The organism is Prescottella subtropica (assembly GCF_005434945.1).
Classification (GTDB): domain Bacteria; phylum Actinomycetota; class Actinomycetes; order Mycobacteriales; family Mycobacteriaceae; genus Prescottella; species Prescottella subtropica.
In genome coordinates, this window is sequence record NZ_SKCH01000007.1 from 78,591 (window position 1) to 93,581 (window position 14,991).

The 14,991-nt window shown below is 69.6% G+C and carries 15 protein-coding genes; 14 read left to right on the forward strand and 1 reads right to left on the reverse strand.

The annotated features are described in order from the left end of the window. The first annotated feature begins 3 nt into the window (after positions 1 to 3). Genes E0497_RS09200 through aroQ form a run of 3 tightly spaced genes read left to right on the forward strand, consistent with a single transcriptional unit; the run spans position 4 to position 2,094 of the window. Positions 4 to 555, forward strand: a complete 552-nt coding sequence (locus tag E0497_RS09200) for a shikimate kinase (RefSeq protein ID WP_137724484.1) — start codon at positions 4 to 6, stop codon at positions 553 to 555. 4 nt (positions 556 to 559) lie between these two features. Continuing rightward, a complete protein-coding gene (gene aroB, locus E0497_RS09205) occupies positions 560 to 1,669 on the forward strand; it encodes a 3-dehydroquinate synthase (RefSeq protein ID WP_137724485.1) in 1,110 nt (369 codons plus the stop codon). Beyond that, complete coding sequence (gene aroQ, locus E0497_RS09210) at positions 1,666 to 2,094, forward strand: type II 3-dehydroquinate dehydratase (protein WP_137724486.1); 429 nt, start codon at positions 1,666 to 1,668, stop codon at positions 2,092 to 2,094. Before aroB ends, aroQ begins: the two co-directional genes overlap by 4 nt. Positions 2,095 to 2,158: 64 nt before the next feature. On the opposite strand, the gene E0497_RS09215 is transcribed toward aroQ, so the two are convergent. Further along, positions 2,159 to 2,761: a B-4DMT family transporter gene (locus tag E0497_RS09215; protein WP_137724487.1), complete on the reverse strand. Its 603-nt coding sequence runs from the start codon at positions 2,759 to 2,761 to the stop codon at positions 2,159 to 2,161. A 123-nt stretch (positions 2,762 to 2,884) separates the two neighbouring features. On the opposite strand from E0497_RS09215, the gene E0497_RS09220 reads away from it, so the two are divergent. The 11 genes from E0497_RS09220 (at position 2,885) to mihF (ending at position 14,949) form a co-directional block, all read left to right on the forward strand. Beyond that, positions 2,885 to 3,997 (forward strand): M24 family metallopeptidase, encoded by a 1,113-nt coding sequence (locus E0497_RS09220; protein WP_137724488.1) that lies wholly within the window; start codon positions 2,885 to 2,887, stop codon positions 3,995 to 3,997. 17 nt (positions 3,998 to 4,014) lie between these two features. Then, entirely contained in the window at positions 4,015 to 4,578 is a 564-nt protein-coding gene (gene efp, locus E0497_RS09225; protein WP_137724489.1) for an elongation factor P, read from the forward strand. Then, complete coding sequence (gene nusB / locus E0497_RS09230) at positions 4,579 to 5,169, forward strand: transcription antitermination factor NusB (protein ID WP_137724490.1); 591 nt, start codon at positions 4,579 to 4,581, stop codon at positions 5,167 to 5,169. It abuts the gene before it with no gap. A 166-nt stretch (positions 5,170 to 5,335) separates the two neighbouring features. After that, entirely contained in the window at positions 5,336 to 5,932 is a 597-nt protein-coding gene (gene pyrR, locus E0497_RS09235) for a bifunctional pyr operon transcriptional regulator/uracil phosphoribosyltransferase PyrR (RefSeq protein WP_137724491.1), read from the forward strand. After that, positions 5,929 to 6,876, forward strand: a complete 948-nt coding sequence (locus E0497_RS09240; RefSeq protein WP_137724492.1) for an aspartate carbamoyltransferase catalytic subunit — start codon at positions 5,929 to 5,931, stop codon at positions 6,874 to 6,876. Before pyrR ends, E0497_RS09240 begins: the two co-directional genes overlap by 4 nt. Before the next feature lie 59 nt (positions 6,877 to 6,935). Next, the gene (locus E0497_RS09245; RefSeq protein ID WP_137724493.1) at positions 6,936 to 8,255 is read left to right on the forward strand and encodes a dihydroorotase; all 1,320 of its coding nucleotides are present in this window, start codon (positions 6,936 to 6,938) and stop codon (positions 8,253 to 8,255) included. Positions 8,256 to 8,305: 50 nt separating this feature from the next. Beyond that, entirely contained in the window at positions 8,306 to 8,800 is a 495-nt protein-coding gene (locus tag E0497_RS09250) for a PH-like domain-containing protein (RefSeq protein WP_137724584.1), read from the forward strand. Further along, positions 8,797 to 9,957 (forward strand): glutamine-hydrolyzing carbamoyl-phosphate synthase small subunit, encoded by a 1,161-nt coding sequence (gene carA / locus E0497_RS09255; RefSeq protein WP_137724494.1) that lies wholly within the window; start codon positions 8,797 to 8,799, stop codon positions 9,955 to 9,957. The genes E0497_RS09250 and carA overlap by 4 nt, the downstream gene beginning before the upstream one ends. Further along, a complete protein-coding gene (gene carB, locus E0497_RS09260) occupies positions 9,957 to 13,325 on the forward strand; it encodes a carbamoyl-phosphate synthase large subunit (protein ID WP_137724495.1) in 3,369 nt (1,122 codons plus the stop codon). Before carA ends, carB begins: the two co-directional genes overlap by 1 nt. Continuing rightward, positions 13,322 to 14,161 carry an orotidine-5'-phosphate decarboxylase gene (pyrF, locus tag E0497_RS09265; protein WP_277751675.1) on the forward strand — a complete coding sequence of 280 codons (840 nt, stop codon included), beginning with the start codon at positions 13,322 to 13,324 and terminating at the stop codon, positions 14,159 to 14,161. Before carB ends, pyrF begins: the two co-directional genes overlap by 4 nt. A gap of 467 nt (positions 14,162 to 14,628) precedes the next feature. After that, positions 14,629 to 14,949: an integration host factor, actinobacterial type gene (gene mihF, locus E0497_RS09270; RefSeq protein ID WP_137724496.1), complete on the forward strand. Its 321-nt coding sequence runs from the start codon at positions 14,629 to 14,631 to the stop codon at positions 14,947 to 14,949. The last annotated feature ends 42 nt before the right edge of the window (positions 14,950 to 14,991 follow it).

The following is a 14,991-nucleotide window of genomic DNA, read 5'->3' on the forward strand; positions in this document are numbered from 1 at the left end:
CGGATGACGCCGCGCGCGGTGCTGATCGGGCCGCCGGGGGCGGGCAAGTCGACCATCGGCCGACGGCTCGCCCAGGCGTTCGACCTGGACTTGCTCGACACCGACGTCGAGATCGAACGCCGCGAGGCCCGCACCATCCCGGAGATCTTCGCGGCCGACGGGGAACCGTACTTCCGGCAGGTCGAGGAACAGGTGGTTGCCGACGCCCTCGAGTCCCAGGATGGGATCGTGTCCCTCGGCGGCGGCGCGATCCTGTCGCCGGCCACCCGGGAACGACTGTCCGGGCATACCGTGGTGTATCTGGAGATCAGCGTCGCCGAGGGTCTGAAGCGGACCGGTGCCACGACGGGCCGACCGCTGCTGGCCGGGGACGACCCGGCGGGCAAGTACCACGCGTTGATGCGTCGACGTCGGCCGCTGTACCGGCAGGTGGCGACCATCCGGATACGCACCGACAGCCGGAGCCCGAGCCGGGTCGTCCAGCAGTTGGTGACGAAGTTGACCGGCGAGCCCGACCCGGGCGTCCCGGAAGAGCACACAGAAGCGGAGCAGTAGAGCAGTGACCGAACCGGTACGCGTCCAGGTGGACACCGCCGATCCCTACCCGGTGATCATCGGGCGGGGTCTGCTCGGCGAACTCGTCGAGGAACTCGAGGGCACCCGCACGGTGGCGATCTTCCATCAGCCGCCGCTCGCGGAGACCGCGGAAGCGGTGCGGGCCGCGTTGGCGGAGAAGGGGATCGACGCGCACCGCATCGAGATTCCGGACGCCGAGGACGGCAAGGACCTCGCGGTCGCCGGTTTCTGCTGGGAGGTGCTCGGCCGGATCGGCCTGACCCGCAGCGACGCGATCGTCAGCCTCGGTGGCGGCGCCGCCACCGACCTGGCCGGGTTCGTCGCCGCCACGTGGATGCGCGGCGTGCGGATCGTGCACGTGCCGACGACGCTGCTGGCGATGGTCGACGCCGCGGTCGGCGGCAAGACCGGCATCAACACCGAGGCCGGCAAGAACCTCGTCGGCGCGTTCCACGAGCCGTCCGCGGTCCTCGTCGACCTGGCGACCCTCGAGACGGTGCCGCGCAACGAGATCGTCGCCGGCATGGCCGAGGTCATCAAGACCGGTTTCATCGCCGACCCGGTGATCCTCGACCTGATCGAGGCCGACCCGGAGGCGGCACTCGACCCGACCGGCACCGTCCTGCCCGAGTTGATCCGCCGCTCCGTCGAGGTCAAGGCGTCCGTCGTGGCCGCCGACCTCAAGGAGTCGAGCCTGCGGGAGATCCTCAACTACGGCCACACCCTCGGCCATGCCGTCGAGCGCCGCGAACGCTACCGCTGGCGTCACGGCGCCGCGGTGTCCGTGGGCCTGGTGTTCGCAGCCGAACTGGGCCGGCTCGCCGGACGCCTCGACGACGCCACCGCCGACCGGCACAAGGCGATCCTCGAGTCGGTCGGCCTGCCCACCAGCTACGACGGGGACGCGTTCGCGGATCTGTTGAAGGGCATGCAGACCGACAAGAAGAACCGCAACGGGATGCTCCGGTTCGTGGTGCTCGACGGTCTCGCGAAGCCGGGCCGGCTCGAGGGCCCGGATCCGACGCTGCTCGCGGCCGCCTACTCGGCGATCGCCCGCGACGAGCGCCCGAGCGGCGGGGCGATCCTGCTGTGAGGGTCCAGGTGATCAACGGCCCGAACCTGGGGCGGCTCGGCAGACGCCAGCCCGAGGTGTACGGGTCGACCACCCACGACGACCTGGTCGCGCTGTGCGAGCGGGCCGCGGCCGACCTGGGTATCGAGGTCGTCGTCCGGCAGTCCGACAGCGAGGCCGATCTGCTCGGCTGGATCCACGACGCCGCCGACGCGGGGGAGCCGGTGATCCTCAACGCGGGCGGGCTCACCCACACGTCGGTGGTGCTGCGTGACGCGTGCGCCGAGCTGACCGCCGGACTCGTGGAGTTGCACATCTCGAACGTGCACGCGCGGGAGGAGTTCCGGCACCACTCGTACCTGAGCCCGATCGCGACGGGCTGCATCGTCGGCCTCGGGGTCGCCGGCTACCCCCTCGCACTGAGGTTCCTGGCCGAACGCGGCTGATACCTTTCGCGGACGACGAAGGGGCCGAGGCGGATTCACCGCCTCGGCCCCTTTTCTGTACCGACTACCGGTCGGCGCGGTGCGATCCGCCCGTCGTGCCGTTCGGGTCGACCGGCGCGAACACCTCGGTGTCGGTGTCGTCGGCGTCGTGCTCGTAGGACCATTCGCTGTCCGCGTAGTTCGCGGCGGTCGTGTCCTCGAGATCCGCATCCGCGGCGACCGGCACACCGGTACCCGTCTTGCCGGTGTCGCGGCCGGCGACGAGCCGGCCGAGTGCGACACCGATCATGGCGGGCACGAACACCAGCAGCACCGTGAACGCGGCGCCCGAGGTCACCTCGAACAGCAGGCCGTTGCTGGTGACCGCGATGTCGAACAGCATCCCGACGAGCCATGCCGCCACGCCGCCGAGGATGCCGGCCACGAAGGCCGCCTTCAGCCACGGCATCGTCAGGTCCGCGCCGTGGTCGGGATCGGGGTCGGCGCGCCGGTCCCGGATGCCGTCGAACGCACCCCACAGGAATGCCGCGAGGATCACCAGGACCAGCGAGAACCACCGCATGACGGAACCCTGTTCGGGCCACTGCGTCACCGCTGCTCCCAGGAACGTGCGCACCACGACGTATACCACTGCGAGACCGAGGCCTCGTACGACCCACCCATTCATGTGACACAGCGTAACCAGCACGATTCGGTATCTGTGTCCTAACCCACACAAACGCCTCCGGGAGGTGTGGGACACGTCGAGTGCCGTGCGGTGCCGAGCGCCGGTCAGCGGTAGTTTCGGGGCATGTCGATCGATCCGGTGACCCGTCCGACCGCCCCGACCGCCACCCGCCGCGAGCGCCTCCGGGTGCTCCTCCGAGAACGCGGCCTCGACGCCCTGCTGGTGACCGACCTCCTCAACGTCCGCTACCTGACCGGGTTCACCGGTTCGAACGCGGCGCTGCTGGTGTCCGCGGCCGACACGCCCGGCACCGAGGACCGCACCGTGATCGCCACAGACGGCCGGTATCTCGTGCAGGTCGCCGAGCAGGTGCCGGATCTGCGGGCGGAGATCACCCGCGCGTGCGCGCCGGTGCTGCTCGAACAGTCGGGTGCGGGTGCGATCGGGTTCGAGAGCCACGCCGTGACCGTCGACCAGCATGCGACGTGGACGGGTGTGGCACCCGCTCTGGTGCGGGCGCCGCGGCTGGTGGAGGGATTGCGGGAGGTCAAGGACGAGAGCGAGATCGACCTGCTGCGGCGTGCGTGCGCGGTCGCCGACGCCGCGCTGGCCGATCTGATCGCCCGGGGCGGGCTGCGGCCCGGGCGCACCGAGACGGAGGTGGGCCGCGACCTCGAGTGGCTCATGTTCGAACGTGGCGCCGACGGCATCTCGTTCGAGACGATCGTGGCCGCCGGTCCGAACTCGGCGGTCCCGCATCATCGTCCGACGGCCGCCGTGCTGCGCTCCGGGGATTTCGTCAAAATCGATTTCGGGGCGCAGGTCGGCGGCTACCACTCGGACATGACCCGCACCTACGTGCTCGGGACGGCCGCGGACTGGCAGCGTGACGTGTACGACCTTGTCGCGCGGGCGCAGGCCGCCGGGCGGGCCGCACTCACTCCCGGTGCGGAGGTCGCGTCGGTGGACGCCGCGGCGCGGACGGTGATCGACGACGCCGGTCACGGTGAACTGTTCCTGCACGGACTCGGGCACGGTGTCGGCCTCGAGATCCACGAAGCACCGGGGATCGGTGCGCTCGGCACCGGTACACTGCTAGCCGGTGCGGTGGTGACCGTCGAGCCGGGCGTGTACTTCTCCGGACGCGGTGGCGTCCGGATCGAGGACACGCTCGTCGTCCGCGATCAGGGGCCCGAACTCCTCACCCTCACCGGCAAGGACCTCACGATCGTCTGAAGGAGACGCGAACCCAAGTGGCAGATACCAGTGATTTCAAGAACGGACTTGTGCTGAAGATCGAGGGCCAGCTGTGGCAGATCCTCGAATTCCAGCACGTCAAGCCCGGTAAGGGTCCGGCCTTCGTTCGCACGAAGATCAAGAACGTGCTCTCCGGCAAGACCGTCGACAAGACCTGGAACGCCGGCGTCAAGGTCGAGACCGCCACGGTCGACCGTCGTGACATGACCTACCTGTACCACGACGGTAGCGACTACATCTTCATGGACGGCGAGACCTACGACCAGCTCTCGATCCCGGAGGACACCGTCGGTGACGGCGCCCGTTTCCTGCTCGAGAACATGCAGGTCCAGGTCGCCACCCACGAGGAAGCCCCGCTGTTCGTCGAGCTGCCCGTCACCGTCGAGCTGCTGGTCCAGCACACCGATCCGGGTCTGCAGGGCGACCGCTCCACCGGCGGCACCAAGCCGGCGACGCTCGAGACCGGCGCCGAGATCCAGGTCCCGCTGTTCATCAACACCGGCGACAAGCTCAAGGTCGACTCGCGGGACGGCAACTACCTCGGGCGTGTGAATTCCTGAGTGTCGGGCACGCATAAGAAACTCGGAGCACGTCACAAGGCGCGCAAGCGCGCCGTCGACTTCCTGTTCGAGGCGGAGGCGCGGGACGTCGATCCTGTCGAACTCGCCGAGGACCGGGTGCGTCTGGCTGCGCGCGACGAATCCGTCGCGCCGGTCGCCCCGTACACGATCACGATCGTCGAGGGGGTGGCCGAGAACCTGGACCGTCTGGATCAGGTGATCGCGTCGCACCTGCAGGACTGGACCCTCGAACGGCTGCCCGCGGTGGATCGCGCGATCCTGCGGATCGCGGCGTGGGAACTGTTCCACGCCACCGACGTGCCGCCGGTCGTCGCCGTCGACGAGGCCGTCGAACTCGCGAAGGAACTGTCCACCGACGATTCCCCCGGATTCGTCAACGGCATCCTCGGCCAGATCGTCCTGGTCGCCCCGCAGGTGCGGGCCGCCGCCGCCGCGACCTCGCAGCGGGCCCAGGCGACCGACGCCGACAGCACCGACAGTGCCGGATCTGCCGGCACCGCCGACAGTGCCGGATCTGCCGGCACCGCCGACAGTGCCGGATCTGCCGGCACCGCCGACGCCGAGTCCTGACATGACGCCACTGCCGCCCATCCCGCACCGGGGTGGGCGGCAGTGTGCTCTCTCGCGTCCGGCTCCATCCACCCGGAGTCCGGCGCGGACCGGCCCGCTGCTAGGCTGATCCGCGTCAGGCATCCTTTAACGATCCGTCCAGAGAGGCGGAGAAGGAGGTCGCTGTATGCGTATGCCCGAAGGACCGTCGTCCGGTCTTCCCGCGAACGCTCGCGAACTGTTGTCCCCGGCCGACGTCGGCCGGACCGTCGCACGTATCGCCCATCAGATCATCGAGAAGACCGCTCTCGACGAGTCGACGCGTGTCGTCCTCCTCGGCATCCCGACCCGCGGCACCACGCTCGCCGTCCGGCTCGCCGACAAGATCGAAGAGTTCACGGGTGTGCGCCCGCCGGTCGGGTCGCTCGACATCACGCTGTACCGCGACGATCTGCGGACCAAGCCGCACCGTCCGCTCGAGCGGACGTCCGTCCCCGAGGGCGGTGTCGACAACGCCCTCGTGGTGCTCGTCGACGACGTCCTCTTCTCCGGCCGTACGGTCCGCTCGGCGCTCGACGCGCTGCGCGACCTGGGCCGCCCTCGCGCCGTCCAGCTCGCGGTCCTCGTCGACCGGGGTCATCGGGAGTTGCCGTTGCGTGCCGACTACGTAGGAAAGAACGTGCCCACCGCCCGCACCGAGGACGTGGACGTGCTGCTCGCCGAGCACGACGGCCGCGACGGTGTCGTGCTCTCGAGTGGTCACGCGGAGGAGAACGACAAGTGAAGCACCTGCTCTCGATCGCGGATCTGAACCGGGATTCGGCCACCGCGCTGCTCGACGACGCGGAACGTTTCGAGCAGGCACTGCTCGGACGCGAGGTCAAGAAGCTCCCGACACTGCGGGGGCGCACCGTGATGACGGTGTTCTACGAGAACTCCACCCGCACCCGCGTCTCGTTCGAGGTGGCCGGCAAGTGGATGAGCGCGGACGTCATCAACGTCAGCGCCTCGAGTTCGTCGGCGAAGAAGGGCGAGTCGTTGCGGGACACCGCGATGACGCTGCGGGCGGCCGGTGCGGACGCGCTGATCGTGCGGCATCCGGCGTCCGGTGCGGCGCACCAGATCGCCGCCTGGACCGGGGACTCGAGCGGCACAGGCGACGGTCCCTCCGTCATCAACGCCGGTGACGGCACCCACGAGCATCCGACGCAGGCCCTGCTCGACGCGTTGACGCTGCGCCAGCGCCTCGGTGGCCTCGAGGGCCGGCGCATCGTGCTGGTCGGCGACATCCTGCACAGCCGGGTGGCGCGCTCGAATGCGTTGCTGCTGTCGCTGCTCGGCGCCGAGGTGGTCTTCGTCGCGCCGCGCACGTTGCTGCCGACCGGGGTCGAGACGTGGCCGGTGCGGGTGTCGCACTCGCTGGACGCGGAACTGCCCGGCGCGGACGCGGTGATGATGCTGCGCGTGCAGGCGGAGCGGATGAACGGCGGGTTCTTCCCGTCGCCGCGCGAGTACTCCATCACCTACGGGCTGTCCGAGAAGCGCCTGGGGCTGCTGTCCGAGCACGCCGTCGTCCTGCACCCGGGTCCGATGCTGCGCGGCATGGAGATCGCGTCGGCGGTCGCGGATTCACCGAAGGCTGCTGTCCTGCAGCAGGTCACGAACGGCGTCCACGTGCGGATGGCGGTCCTGTTCCGGTTGCTGGTGGGGACGGACGAGGTCGCGTGAGCGACCCGAATACGACTACGAATACGACTACGACGAGTAACGAGAAGGTGGCGCCGCACATGTCCGCGAGCGGGAACGTGTTGATCGAGAACGTTCTGGTGTACGGGGAGGGGGAGCCGACCGATCTGCTGCTCGGGGACGGGCAGATCCTCGCGATCGGTGCCGGACTCGAGGCCCCCGACGGCGCCGAGGTCGTCGACGGCGGCGGCAAGATCCTGCTGCCCGGGTTCGTCGACATGCACACGCATCTGCGCGAGCCCGGCCGCGAGGACACCGAGACCATCGACTCCGGGTCGGCGGCGGCCGCGCTCGGCGGTTACACCGCGGTGTTCGCGATGGCCAACACCAGCCCGGTCGCCGACACCGCGGTGATCACCGACCATGTGTGGCGCCGCGGCCAGGAGGTCGGCCTCGTCGACGTGCACCCGGTCGGTGCCGTCACCGTCGGGCTCGCGGGCAAGCAGCTCGCCGAGATGGCGACGATGGCCGCCGGTGTCGGGCGGGTCAAGATGTTCTCCGACGACGGCCACTGCGTGGACGATCCGCTCATCATGCGCCGCGCGCTGGAGTACTCGGCGTCGCTCGGTGTGCTCGTCGCGCAGCACGCGGAGGAGCCGCGGCTCACGGTCGGCGCGGTCGCACACGAGGGTCCGACCGCGGCCCGGCTCGGCCTGGCCGGCTGGCCGCGCGCCGCGGAGGAGTCGATCGTCGCGCGTGACGCGCTGCTCGCGCGGGACGCCGGTGCCCGCGTCCACATCTGCCACGCGTCGACGGCCGGATCCGTCGAACTGGTGAAGTGGGCACGCGGCCAGGGCATTTCGATCACCGCCGAGGTCACCCCGCACCATCTGCTGCTCGACGACTCCCGGCTCGAGACGTACGACGCGGTCAACAAGGTCAACCCGCCGCTGCGGGAGGCGTCGGATGTCGCGGCTCTGCGCGCGGGTCTGGCCGAGGGCGTCATCGACTGCGTCGCCACCGATCACGCGCCGCACGCCGAGCAGGACAAGTGCTGCGAGTTCGCGCAGGCCCGCCCGGGCATGCTCGGCCTCGAGACGGCACTGTCGATCGTGGTGGAGACCATGGTGCGGCCGGGTCTGCTGGACTGGCGCGGCGTCGCCCGCGTCATGAGCGAGCGGCCCGCCGAGATCACCGGTCTCGACGACCAGGGCCGCCCGATCGCGGTGGGGGAGCCGGCGAACCTGGTGCTGATCGACCCGGACGCCGAGTGGACGGTGCACGGCCCGGCGCTGGCGTCGGTCGCGAACAACACCCCGTACGAGGCGATGACCCTGCCGGCGACCGTGACGGCGACGATCCTGCGGGGCCGGGTCACCGCCCTCGACGGCCGGGTGTACCCGAAGGGAGCACAGCAGTGAGTACGGAACGGATCCTGTGGGTCGTCGGCTGCATCCTGGTCTGGCTGCTGATGGTGCTGCTGATGTACCGCGGCTGGAAGAACCGGGCCAGGCGCCAGGCCGAGACGGTCGGCACGCTGCCACAGGTTCCGGCGGATCTCGGTGAGCAGCTGATCGCCCCGAGCACCGGCCTGTACGTGGGCAGCACGCTCGCCCCGAGCTGGCAGGACCGGATCGCGGTCGGCGACATCGGCCACCGGGCGACCGGTGAGCTGAGCCGCTGGACGCGCGGTGTCCTGCTCGAGCGGGACGGCGCGTCGGCCATCTGGATCCCGAACGAGTCGATCCGGGCGATCCGGACCGAGCGGGGTCTCGCCGGCAAGGTGATGACGAAGGACGGGGTCCTGGTGATCCGGTGGGAGTTGCCCACCGGCACCGAGGTCGACACGGGATTCCGTGGCGACGACAAGACGGTGTACCCGGTATGGGTACGTGAGACAAGTAGTGATGACACAGCGAATGCGGCGGGCTCTGGTGAGGTCGAGCAGAACGGAGAAGACGCATGAGCGCCTTTGACAGCAATACGGCGGTCCTGGTTCTCGAGGACGGCCGGGTCTTCCGCGGCACCAGCTTCGGTGCCGTCGGGCAGACCCTCGGAGAAGCGGTCTTCAGCACCGGCATGACCGGCTACCAGGAGACCCTCACCGATCCCAGCTACCACCGGCAGATCGTGGTGTCGACGGCACCGCAGATCGGCAACACCGGCTGGAACGCCGAGGACAACGAGTCGGTCGGCCCGACCGGCAAGTCGGCCGAGTCGAAGATCTGGGTCGCCGGCTACGTCGTGCGCGACCCGTCGCGCCGCACCTCGAGCTGGCGGGCGACCGGGTCGCTGACCGACGAGCTCGAGCGCCAGGGGATCGTCGGCATCGCCGGCATCGACACCCGCGCCCTCGTCCGGCACCTGCGCACCCGCGGCTCGATGCGTGCCGGCATCTTCTCCGGCGAGGCGCTCGCCGACACGGACGTCCTGATCGAGCGGGTGAAGAACCAGCCGTCGATGCTCGGCGCCGACCTGGCCGGCGAGGTGTCCACCCCGAACGGCTACGTCGTCGAGCCTGCCGGCGGTGAGGCCCGCTTCACCGTCGCCGCCATCGACCTCGGCATCAAGACCAACACCCCGCGCATGTTCGCCGAGCGCGGCATCCGGGTGCACGTGCTGCCGTCGACCGCGACGCTGCACGACATCCTCGACCTGAAGGCCGACGGCGTGTTCCTGTCCAACGGCCCGGGCGATCCGGCCACCGCGGACGGGGCCGTCCACCTCACCAAGGAGGTGCTCGGCCAGGGTCTGCCGCTGTTCGGTATCTGCTTCGGCAACCAGATCCTGGGCCGCGCGCTGGGCATGAACACCTACAAGATGAAGTTCGGCCACCGCGGCATCAACATCCCGGTCATCGAGCACGAGACCGGCCGCGTCGCGATCACCGCGCAGAACCACGGCTTCGCGCTCGAGGGTGAGGCCGGTCAGGAATTCGACACCGCGTTCGGTCGCGCCGTCGTCAGCCACACGTGCGCCAACGACGGCGCCGTCGAGGGCGTCCGCCTGCTCGACGGCTCGGCGTTCTCGGTGCAGTACCACCCCGAGGCCGCGGCCGGCCCGCACGACGCCGCCTACCTGTTCGATCGTTTCACCACCATGCTCGAGGGAGTCAAGAAGTAATGCCACGTCGTACAGATCTCGAGCACATCCTCGTCATCGGCTCCGGCCCGATCGTCATCGGCCAGGCATGCGAGTTCGACTACTCGGGTACCCAGGCGTGCCGCGTCCTCCAGGAGGAGGGCCTGCGGGTTTCGCTGGTCAACTCGAACCCGGCGACGATCATGACCGACCCGGAGTTCGCGGACGCCACGTACGTCGAGCCGATCACGGCCGAGTACGTCGAGAAGGTCATCATCGCGGAGGCCGCGAAGGGCCACAAGATCGATGCGGTTCTGGCGACCCTCGGCGGTCAGACCGCGCTGAACACGGCGGTCGCGCTGCACGAGCAGGGCATGCTCGAGAAGCACGGCGTCGAGCTGATCGGCGCCGACTTCGACGCCATCCAGCGCGGTGAGGACCGGCAGAAGTTCAAGGACATCGTCACCAAGTGCGGCGGCGAGTCCGCCCGCTCGCGGGTGTGTTTCACGATGGACGAGTGCAAGGACACCGTCGCCGAACTCGGCTACCCGGTGGTCGTGCGGCCGTCGTTCACGATGGGCGGACTCGGCTCCGGCATGGCCTACGACGAGACGGACCTCGAGCGGATCGCCGGCGGCGGACTGGCCGCGTCGCCGACGGCGAACGTCCTGATCGAGGAGTCGATCCTCGGCTGGAAGGAGTACGAGCTCGAGCTGATGCGCGACGGCAACGACAACGTCGTCATCATCTGTTCGATCGAGAACGTCGACCCGGTCGGTGTGCACACCGGCGACTCGGTGACCGTCGCCCCCGCGATGACCCTCACCGACCGCGAGTACCAGGAGATGCGCGACCTGTCGATCGAGATCCTGCGCGAGGTCGGCGTCGACACCGGCGGCTGCAACATCCAGTTCGCGATGGACCCGAAGGACGGCCGCCTGGTCGTCATCGAGATGAACCCGCGCGTGTCGCGGTCGTCGGCGCTGGCGTCGAAGGCGACGGGCTACCCGATCGCGAAGATGGCCGCGAAGCTGGCCATCGGCTACACGCTCGACGAGATCATCAACGACATCACCAAGGAGACGCCGGCCTGCTTCGAGCCGACGCTCGACTACGTCGTCGTCAAGGCCCCGCGGTTCGCGTTCGAGAAGTTCCCGGGCGCCGACGGCACCCTGACCACCACGATGAAGTCCGTCGGTGAGGCCATGTCCATCGGCCGCAACTTCACCGAGGCGTTCGGTAAGGTGCTGCGCTCGCTCGAGACGAAGCGGGCCGGCTACTGGACGGGCCCGGAGGTCGAGGGTTCGCTGGACGAACTGCTCGAGGCGATCAAGGTTCCGACCGACGGCCGCATGTACCAGATCGCACAGGCCTTCGAGCTGGGTGCGACGCTCGAGCAGCTGTTCGACGCCACCGCGATCGATCCGTGGTTCCTCGACCAGATGCAGCAGATCGTCGAGCTGGGCCGTGAGGTCCGTTCCGCCGACAGCTTCGGGGAGCGGGAGCTGCGCTTCGCCAAGCACCACGGCTTCTCCGACCGGCAGATCGCGGCCCTGCGCCCGCAGCAGTTCGGCGGTGCAGGACAGGCAGCCGAGGACGCGGTGCGGGCCCTGCGCACCGAACTGGACGTGCACCCGGTCTACAAGACCGTCGACACGTGCGCCGCCGAGTTCGAGGCCAAGACCCCGTACCACTACTCGACGTACGAGCTGGACCCGGAGGCGGAGACCGAGGTCGCGCCGCAGACCGAGCGTCCCAAGGTCCTCATCCTCGGCTCGGGTCCGAACCGGATCGGTCAGGGCATCGAGTTCGACTACTCGTGTGTGCACGCCGCGCAGACGCTGTCGGAGGCGGGCTACGAGACCGTCATGGTCAACTGCAACCCCGAGACCGTCTCCACCGACTACGACACCGCCGACCGCCTGTACTTCGAGCCGCTGACGTTCGAGGACGTGCTCGAGGTGTACCGCGCCGAGACGATCTCCGGCACCGTCGCCGGCGTCATCGTCCAGCTCGGCGGCCAGACGCCGCTGGGTCTGGCCAAGCGCCTGAAGGCGGCCGGGGTGCCGATCGTCGGCACCAGCCCGGAGGCCATCGACCTGGCCGAGGATCGTGGCGAGTTCGGCCGCGTCCTCACCGAGGCCGGGCTGCCCGCCCCGAAGTTCGGCACCGCCACCACGTTCGAGGGTGCCCGCGACATCGCGTCGGGCATCGGCTACCCGGTGCTGGTGCGTCCGTCGTACGTCCTCGGCGGCCGCGGCATGGAGATCGTGTACGACGAGAAGTCGCTGGAGAACTACATCTCCCGGGCCACCGAGATCTCCGACGACCGTCCGGTCCTGGTCGACCGTTTCCTCGAGGACGCGGTCGAGATCGACGTCGACGCCCTGTGCGACGGCACCGAGGTGTACCTCGGCGGCATCATGGAGCACATCGAGGAGGCCGGTATCCACTCCGGTGACTCGGCGTGCGCGCTGCCCCCGATCACCCTGGGACGCGCCGACATCGAGAACGTGCGCCGTTCCACCGAGGCGCTCGCGAAGGGTATCGGCGTCAAGGGTCTGCTCAACGTGCAGTACGCGCTCAAGGACGACATCCTCTACGTCCTCGAGGCCAACCCGCGCGCGTCGCGGACGGTGCCGTTCGTCTCGAAGGCCACGGCCGTGCAGCTCGCGAAGGCGTGTGCCCGTGTGATGCTGGGCGAGTCGATCGCCGACCTGCGCACGCAGGGCATCCTGCCGGCGGAGGGCGACGGCGGCACCACGCCGGTCGACGCCCCCGTCGCCGTCAAGGAGGCGGTGCTGCCGTTCAACCGGTTCCGTCGCGCCGACGGCACCCGCGTCGACACGCTGCTCAGCCCCGAGATGAAGTCCACCGGCGAGGTCATGGGCATCGACGCGGACTTCGGTACCGCGTTCGCCAAGAGCCAGACCGCGTCGTACGGGTCGCTCCCGACCTCCGGCACGGTGTTCGTCTCGGTCGCGAACAGCGACAAGCGATCGCTGATCTTCCCGGTCAAGCGACTCGCCGACCTGGGCTTCACGATCCTGGCCACCGAGGGCACCGCGGACGTGTTGCGCCGCAACGGCATCGCGGTGGAGCGGGTGCACAAGCAGTCCGGGGAGGTCCTGCCCGAGGGTGCGCGCACCATCGTCGACCGGATCGAGGCCGGCGAGGTCGACATGGTGATCAACACCCCGTTCGGCAACTCCGGCCCGCGTGTCGACGGCTACGAGATCCGTGCCGCGGCGGTCGGCAAGTCCGTCCCGTGCATCACCACCGTGCAGGGCGCGTCGGCGGCCGTGCAGGGCATCGAGGCGGCGCTGCGCGGCGGTATCGGCGTCCAGTCGCTGCAGGAACTGCACGCGCGGCTGCGTGAGTCCGGGGCAGCGGGAGAAGCGCAGCAGTGACGGTCGAGAAGGCTGGTTTCGGGGCGCGGCTCACCGCGGCGATGGGGCAGTACGGCCCGCTGTGCGTCGGTGTGGACCCGCACCCGGAGCTGTTGCAGGCGTGGGGACTCGGTGACGACGTCGACGGACTCGAGAAGTTCAGCGAGATCTGCGTCGAGGCGTACGTCGGCCGGGTCGCGCTGGTCAAGCCGCAGGTCGCGTTCTTCGAGGCGTACGGGTCGGCCGGCCTGGCGGTCCTCGAACGGACCGTCACGGTGCTGCGGGAGGCCGGCACGCTCGTCCTGGCGGACGCCAAGCGCGGCGACATCGGCTCCACGATGAACGCGTACGCCCGCGCGTGGCTCGGTGCCGGGTCGCCGCTGGAGTCCGATGCGGTGACGGTGTCGCCGTATCTCGGGTTCGGTTCGCTGAACCCGGTGCTGGAGCTGGCGCAGCGCAATCACGGCGGTGTGTTCGCGCTCGCCGCGACGTCCAACCCGGAGGGTGCGCAGGTGCAGCGCTCGACGGTCGCCGACGGTCGGTCCGTCGCCCAGGTGATGGTCGACGAGGCCGCGGCCCGCAACGCCGGCGCCGACGTGCTCGGCTCGGTCGGTGTCGTGGTCGGGGCGACCCTCACCGACGCCCCGGATCTGGGCGGGCTGCACGGCCCGATCCTCATGCCGGGAGTCGGGGCCCAGGGCGGTACCGCCGACGACGTGCGCCGGCTGGCAGGGGACTGCCTGCGGTCGGTCGTGCCCGCCGTCTCGCGCGAGGTGCTGCGGGCGGGACCGTCGGTTACGGCACTGCAGGAGGCCGTGTCGCGGTCTGTGGAGTCGTTCGCGTTCCTGCAGGCCTAGACGCGATGTGAGGCCGTCTCGTGCGGCCCGAGGCCGGATCCGGGTGCCCCCGGATCCGGCCTTCGTCGTCCCTGCGTGCGGCACGGGAATGCGGGATCGCCCGGATTCCGTGAGATTTTTTCGTATCGGGCCGGTGCGGCGGCGTCGACTGTGGGCTATGCCACGTGCCGCCCGTTCGCCGAATCGGTCACAGGCTCGGAAAATGATGCTCTACCTGCGGCGATACGGTTGCGATGCGGGCCGGTCCACCCCTGCCGGGATGCCGGTGGGCGACGCGGTGACCGGATTCGAACGCACCTGCGAACGTCCGCATAACCCACCCGAATCCGGCGTCTGCGTCGGGGGGTGGGTTAGCAATCGTCGCCCCGCGTGAGTACGGTCGCTATCGCCCCTGGTTATCCGGGGGATGTGACACCCCGGGGTGACCCCGGTGGTGTTGGAATTGCACACGACGAGACGGAGGAACCGTGGCCCTTCCCCAGTTGACCGACGAGCAGCGCGCTGCTGCTCTGGAGAAGGCGGCTGCCGCCCGCAAGGCCCGGGCTGAGCTCAAGGAACGCCTCAAGCGCGGCGGCACCGACCTCAAGCAGGTCCTCAAGGACGCCGAAGAGAACGAGATCCTCGGCAAGATGAAGGTGTCGGCTCTGCTCGAGGCCCTGCCGAAGGTCGGCAAGGTCAAGGCGCAGGAGATCATGACCGAGCTGGAGATCGCTCCGACCCGTCGCCTGCGTGGCCTCGGCGATCGGCAGCGCAAGGCTCTGCTCGCCCGCTTCGATTTCGAGGCCTGAGCAGTACGTGACTGCTGACGCACAACAGGTGTCAGGCGGTGC

Bases quoted from the DNA above. Each gene is read 5' to 3' on its own strand.
- E0497_RS09215 (WP_137724487.1), bottom strand. From the start codon at position 2,761: ATGAATGGGTGGGTCGTACGAGGCCTCGGTCTCGCAGTGGTATACGTC.
- E0497_RS09250 (WP_137724584.1), top strand. From the start codon at position 8,306: ATGGTGCTGCTGATGTACCGCGGCTGGAAGAACCGGGCCAGGCGCCAG.
- E0497_RS09245 (WP_137724493.1), top strand. From the start codon at position 6,936: ATGTCCGCGAGCGGGAACGTGTTGATCGAGAACGTTCTGGTGTACGGG.
- carA (WP_137724494.1), top strand. From the start codon at position 8,797: ATGAGCGCCTTTGACAGCAATACGGCGGTCCTGGTTCTCGAGGACGGC.
- pyrR (WP_137724491.1), top strand. From the start codon at position 5,336: ATGCGTATGCCCGAAGGACCGTCGTCCGGTCTTCCCGCGAACGCTCGC.
- carB (WP_137724495.1), top strand. From the start codon at position 9,957: ATGCCACGTCGTACAGATCTCGAGCACATCCTCGTCATCGGCTCCGGC.
- E0497_RS09200 (WP_137724484.1), top strand. From the start codon at position 4: ATGACGCCGCGCGCGGTGCTGATCGGGCCGCCGGGGGCGGGCAAGTCG.
- E0497_RS09220 (WP_137724488.1), top strand. From the start codon at position 2,885: ATGTCGATCGATCCGGTGACCCGTCCGACCGCCCCGACCGCCACCCGC.